Annotated in this window: 2 protein-coding genes; both read right to left on the reverse strand. The window is 49.4% G+C overall.

Annotated features, from left to right (window positions below; all coding sequences use genetic code 11):
* Positions 1-2,782: hypothetical protein (locus KDK17_RS04270; protein WP_257287430.1), on the reverse strand; the 2,782-nt coding region annotated here is incomplete at its 3' end.
* A gap of 150 nt (positions 2,783-2,932) precedes the next feature.
* On the reverse strand, positions 2,933-5,920 hold the full coding sequence (locus KDK17_RS04275; RefSeq protein ID WP_257287431.1) for a transglutaminase-like domain-containing protein: 2,988 nt from the start codon (positions 5,918-5,920) through the stop codon (positions 2,933-2,935).
* Positions 5,921-6,003 lie beyond the last annotated feature (83 nt).

Below are 6,003 nucleotides of genomic sequence, written 5' to 3' on the forward strand. Positions count from 1 at the left end.
ATATAACGGGAGAGTCCGCAAGCCGGTCATGGAGTCGGGATAATCGACGGCTTTCGCGATCCTTCTGGCTCATCTTGCTGTGATAAAGATCATGAGCCAGTGCTGACAGGGGCTTGTCGGTGGAGCCCGTCCATTTCAGTGATTCAGACAGTCGAGTTTCTGTGTGCTCGATGCCTGCGGCGTCAGAATTCGCTGTTCTGGTGATGTAAAAACAATCGGTGGCCAGAGATTGAATGGCATCGGATCGGGTCTGCCCCGGTGGTAATGGCAACTGCCAGCCAGAAGCCAGCGCATCCTCCAAACGTTTAATCTGTCTTGATGGCCTGATGGCTGAGGGTTGATGCAGCTCTGCTACAGCCGGATCGACTGCTAACTGATACGCCATTGCATGTCTTTGTTGTTCAGGAGCATGGGCCACGATCATGGCACAGAGCCTATCCAGAGATTCTCCTTCAGCCCGGGATGATGGAAATGGACATTCATAGGACAGTTGTAATCCTTCAAATTCGTTGCCCTTAAAGACGGCCGGGTCCAGGGCTCTGGCCAGTGGCCACAGGTTCTGCTTCACAAACGCTCTATCCAACACTGGGGCACTATTGATGATGGCATTTAAACGATCCGGGTCTACCGAGGCGGTTTGATTCTTATCCGACGTCTTATGAGCATCCGGCAGTAAATGCCAGCAAGCCACTTTCATAAAATCACGTACTGACGGATTTTGCCGGGTGCCATGGGTGATGACGCTATTGATGGCCTTGCGCCAGTGGCAAGGAAGGAGTTGTGAGGACTGGTCAACCTGCTGTGCTCGCCGGGCAGCCAGAATCAGGTTGTTCAACAACCCTTCGCTTATCTCAGGCAGAGGGTTACAAAGGTGGCCAGATACACTGGTAAACGCCTCGTACAGTTGGTGAAGTGCCTGTTCTGGCAGCCCCGCCCGGGGGATATCATGCTTAACCGCGTTGATATCCCAAATATTGACCTCAGGACACGGTTTACTCTTGGCAACCATTGAACTGAATACCGAAGATGGGCTTTTCGCAGACTCAGGCCAGAGTAGGGTGACATGAGCTTTCGGGTAGGCCTGTAACTGGCCATTAATCAACAGAGGTTGTCCAACAGCCAGGGGTTCCAGAAGTTGTTGAAGGGTTGGATTGCTTTCCAGGCCTCGCAATAGGACATGCTTGCCAGAGGTTAATGCCTTCTGCAACTCAGTTTGACGTCGTCCAAAATGTGCCTTTTGTTCCGAGCTGATATAGATATTATCAAACAGCTGGCTGAGACTGGTCTGTTCATTGACTTGAATCACCAAAGGCGACTTCTGATGATTGACCCAATAACTGGCCTGAGCCTGTTGCCGATATGTGATGGTTTCAAAGGCGGCGTTATCTGCCATCGAGTGCTCATCGTTTTCTGCCAGCCTGAGAGCTTTCGGCTGCCGTCTTGTATGAGCCACCTGAAGCCGGGGCTCCATACCGGTCGTCTTGCGAATCGTCTGCAGTGAACCCAGTAAACGAAACCAGAGTGCCTCGGTGAGAGGAGACGTTACGGTGACTGCACCACCCGCCCGAACTTGTTCCAACAGATGATTGTTAGGAACTGCATGGCCTTCAGGAGCAATGGCAATCGGGTTCAGCCATTGGGAAATATTACTTTGGTTAATGATGATCGGGTTTTTCGCTGCGCTAACAGAGTGTGACAGGCTTTGGAACAGTGAATGTAGCTCGTTATTCCCTATCGGCATCTGATAAAACTCAACATCGTCTGGTAACTGACAGATCTTGCCATTGCTCTCAAAACACTTTTGCGCCAGCATCTGTCGAATCGACTGCTCAAAGGCCAGATCCTGCCAGTTGGCCCCTTTCAGAATCACCCGTTGTCCAGCCCTCAATGTTTCAAGCATGCCGGGGATATGCTGGATTCGCCCCTGTTTATCAACTCCGGGGCCGCCTAGCAGCAACTGTCGCCAGCTAGTGTGCAAATGACAGTCAATCAGAACTGTATCACCGTCATCCATAGCACTTTCGGCACTGGGGAATTCAGCCAATAACGGAGGAACCTCGTTGATGTCCATTGATGAGTCATCGTTGGTCTGTGCGTCGAACTGCCAGGTATTTCCCGGTCGATTAATTCGTCGCCAGAAATCAGCACCCGGGGCGGCGGCTCGGGGAGTGTCGTCACGCTGGCCAACCGATGCCAACTGTGTAGGGTCTGCCATCACAAGCAGGGTAACATGCTCTCCAAGAGGTCGTTTCTTCTGGCTGACGTTGTCGTATAGACAGGGATTATCCGGGTCCAGTAGATCGTTAAATTTTGGTAGATCCTCGCTGGTGAGCTTTCGGATATCCATCACCAGAGTCAGTGGCTGTGACCCTTCAAATAGCTTGCCTGAATGCAGAGTGTGGCGACCATCGTCAGAAATGCTCAACCGGCTCACCAGATTAGCCTGTGAGAGGTCATCGGGATGGGAGATAAGGATGACATCCCGAAGTTTATCGCCAGTTTGGGCCAATAAAAGCTGTCGAACTTCATCATCACTGGTGACAAAACAAAAGTCGAAGGAATGAGAGGGCCCGGAGAGTGAGGAATCCGTTGAGGATAAGGTTCTCGCTTTATCAGGCAACGTAATCAGAAGTGACGGTCTACTAAATTTGGGAGTGACATCAGAGCAGATTTCTACTTTTGACGATAGCTCCAGCTTTGGTCTCTTGGCTGTCATGCCACTATGAGGCTGCTCACTGGCAAGAGTGCGTTTGTTTATTACCCCATCAATCCGACCATCCATAGTCAATTTCTCACCTGTATAATGAAGGACTGTATTGAAATGGTTTGACCAATTGACCTTCAGATAAGATGAAAGTTCCATTTGAATGGATATCTGTGACTATTGAAGGAAGTCACCGACCTCGAAAAATTCAACATGACCAAACAGTGGTCACGTATCCAATGAATCAAAAATCGACTTCAAATTCACGCTGCTCAAAAACTCTTCGGCAATGGTTGTTAGCTCATGTGATCTGAGTACCAGGGCATCACTGGCGTTGAGTGCCTCCCGCAGGTAGTCATCCTTAACCGCTTCCTGAAACCCGGGAGAGTCATCAATGGTAGACATCATGGCATACAGCTCTTCTGGTGAGGATGGATCATGAGCGCCATATGTATTTGTAAGCATGAACTCCTCGTTGGAAGCGTCGGCCCAACAATACGTCAGGCAACCGCCGTTTGAGTGCGTCATTCCATAGAGGTAATGACTGAAGGCCTGCAGAATCGCCCGATTGCATTCGTCTATTTCATTATGCAAAGGAAGTCGCTCTTCAGGGGGGACAGATTTGATAAAGTTTGCACGATAATTCTGAGTTTCCGATTTTTTCAAAGCATCGCAGATTTGTTTTCGCGCTGACTCACGTTGATTGATTTTTTCCAATATCTGCTTCAAGTTCGGCCTGCTCTCAACTTTTAGTTGAAACAGGGCTTCGACCTTTTCATTAATCATCGTGTCGCACCAGGAAGGTTGCCCCATAATAATTACCGGACGATGGCTCGCTTTGCCGGAAATTAGCCTCTGAAATGCGGGGTGGTGAAGCAGCATTCGTTCTATATTCGGAACGCCTTCAGGTTCGTCCGTCCAGGCGGCCTGGAGCGATGAGCTGGCGATTTTACTTTCAAGGGATCGCGAAAACCCATCATGACAGTGAGTGACAAACAAGACATCACCTTCTCTCTGTCGGAAATTTTTATAAGCCAACCGCCATGCCTGGCTATTTTTTTCCCTGGACAAGAATTCCCAATAGCACTTTTTCAGGCAATGAGCGGCTTCAAACTTGAGTTCATCGATGCGTTCCAGATGCAGCAATAGCTGATGATGTTGAAAGGCCCCTGTAATATGCTCATAGTAGTTCGGCACCGGATCAAGCCAGCCTGATTTAAGGGCTTCAAGGGCGAAGCGAAGAAACGAAGGTCTGGCCAAGTCACTGCCGTTCAGTATTTTCTCCATTGAACCCAACCATAGCAGAGGGTTCGCTCCCCACTGGACAAACATTTTTGAGTGCAACAACTTGAGTTGTTCAGTGACCTGATCTTTATCACTGTTAGACAATATGTGTTTGACGGCCTCCGACATCGGGTTATACCCGTCATCGCCGACCAATTGCTTCTCGTTATAACCAAATGCTTGTGTCTCCAGCGACTCTAGCAGTGCGACGCCCATGGAAAAACGGGTTAGATCTTTTTCCTCCCAAAGGTTTCTGACTATTTCGGAAATTCTCAGATTGGTTTCTGGTAATGCACTGTTCGTCTCAAGGGCTTTGTTGAGCTCCGCCAGACTCATGCCACAGGCTTTAGCCAGAATTTGCTGTTGTGCTGAATCAGCTCGTTTCAGAAAGTCCTTCAGGAGAGCCTTTATCTTCCTTGACTCAGTGCTGAAAACATTGACCCTTCTGATGGGTTGGAAGTGAGATGTGATTTCTATTATCTCTGCATCTGCTCCGCCCAAATCCGCCGATTTCCAGGTTTGCCCTCCATCCAGGGAATACTCGGCAAAGCAGTGGACACGGTTATCAATTTGTCGGCATGGAATCCCGAAATAACGGCAAAAGGCAATGAAAACAGGCACACGATGACGACAGCTACCTTGCCGCTTGGTTACGAGGAATTTAAAGAAATTTTTCTTGCGCCTGGGTTTAGCCTTACCGGAAAACTGTTCGCAATACTCCGTGATCGCTTTAATTTGCTGCTTTGCGTTTTTAGCGTTCTGTATTTTTTGCAGTGATACCTTTAATTCGGATGGTTGCTCGCCAATGTTCTGAAACAGTTCGTGCAGTACTTTTTTCATACCTTCTGAACAATAGGTGTCCAAAAGTGTTGGTCGGGTTCGTTTAGCAGGTGTTTTATTGCCCGTTGCCCTGGGTTCTACGACATAAGTCACTCGAAGACTCTGATCGGCTTTGGTCTCAGGAACAGTCAGTGTGTGAAGCCCGGTATATTGGTCTCTGACCAGGGTAAATGGCAAATCGGGCTCTATTCGCAGGGCCACGATATAGTCGTCAGGCGTCAGGCTTGGCAATGCGTACCGACCATTTTTCGATAACATTTCCACGGTTCCCAGCGTTTGATCGCTGGCTAATGCCACTGCCTGATCACGCCCCGGTAACCGAACCGGCAGGAGGGCTTCGACCTCCTGAATGTGTCTATTATTAAGAACGATCTCTTTGACATCACCCTTAGCAGACACAAAAATATCCCTTGCCCACCACCGATACATACGGGAAGAGTGTCTGGAACTATTAAAAACTATATAATCCATGGATGTTGGAACCGGCAGGCTCTCATAGTTTGTTCTCTGGTCCAGTGCCGGAGCCCATTTCCCCAGGACTTCCGGATTGTATGTTTCTGGCGTGTTATCACCGCCCATAGCTGGCGCTTTGTTAATACAATCGTCAACCCGAGGGTTCGGCAGATTACTTGTCTGCTGCCAAAACGCGGGCCACCATTGAACTGCATTGGCGTCCCATGCGCTTATCCGCTGATCAATTTCCTGAAGATAAGGCTCGGAAGTCGGCATTTTCAGCGTTTGTTGCTGTTCTTCCGTCAGGGGAAATACGCTATTGGCGTCCACGCCCACAGAACCAAAATGACGAACAATCCAGCGTTGCTGCCAGTACCGGTAGAGTGCCCCGGTGAGAATGTTGTCCGACCTTTCTGGCTCTGGGGAAAGACCGGATGTCAGCCATTTTGCCCGAGCCATTCCCTTGAGAATTTCCGTTCTGGCTTCCTCTTCACCCAGATCTGTTTTAATACGAATTTCATGGCGTTTTTCATCCATACTGTTGAGATCACTGCGGCGTATCAACCAGGGACGATCAATACCCGATACCGTTTGGTTCAACCATTTGCAAAGCCCGGAATCAAGCTCACCCCTGCTCATGGTAAGAGCCGTGACAAGAGCCGATGACTCTGGCAGTGCCTCCAGCGATATCCCGGCCGCCATCAGAAAAAGCCGGTAGTGCC

Origin of the sequence: Endozoicomonas sp. SESOKO2 (genome assembly GCF_024606245.1) — a bacterium.
In the GTDB taxonomy this organism is placed as follows: Bacteria; Pseudomonadota; Gammaproteobacteria; order Pseudomonadales; family Endozoicomonadaceae; genus Endozoicomonas_A.

Excerpts from the sequence above, each read along its gene's own strand:
- KDK17_RS04275 (WP_257287431.1), bottom strand. The coding sequence starts at position 5,920 with ATGAGCAGGGGTGAGCTTGATTCCGGGCTTTGCAAATGGTTGAACCAA.